Annotated in this window: 1 pseudogene; it reads right to left on the reverse strand. The window is 64.1% G+C overall.

Going from position 1 to position 541, the window contains the following annotated elements:
• Window positions 1–541, reverse strand: a pseudogene (locus AWB67_RS39290) (DNA-binding protein); the annotation flags it as partial.

Consider the following 541-nt stretch of genomic DNA (forward strand, 5'->3'; position numbering starts at 1 on the left):
AGGAGATGTATGCCTCCTCGAGCGCGGCGAGCTTGCCCTGCAACACCCCGGTCTGCTGGCGAGCGTCGCCCTGCTGCGCTTGCAGCGCCTCGACTGTTCGTCGATGTTCAGCATCCCGCTTTTCTGCGCGTTTGGTGGCTTCCGCCAATTCTTTCTGCACTTTTACCACGGTACCGCGTTCGCGATCGATTTCCAGCAGCGCACGTTTTTCCGAGGCACGTAAGCGCTCCTCCGCTCGGTCAGCCGTCTGCCGGAGTTTTTCCAGATCACGCGAGAACGTGTCGCGTACCTTGTCGAGATCACGCTCGCGCGCGACGACCTCCTCGCTAAGCCGCTTGACCTGCGCCTCGAGTGCTTTACGCGCGGCCGCCTCGTGCGCCTGCTGCCGCTCCAGCTCCCGAATTTCGACCTGCGCCGCCAACAATGCCGCGGTGCGCTGTTCGAGTGCCATCTCGGTCCGACCGAGTTCCTCACGCGCGGCGACGACCTTTTGCTCCGCCTCGGCGCGACGCGCTTCGACGTCATCGCGAAGCGTCGTCAG

It is taken from the genome of Caballeronia terrestris (assembly GCF_001544515.1).
Lineage (GTDB): Bacteria > Pseudomonadota > Gammaproteobacteria > Burkholderiales > Burkholderiaceae > Caballeronia > Caballeronia terrestris.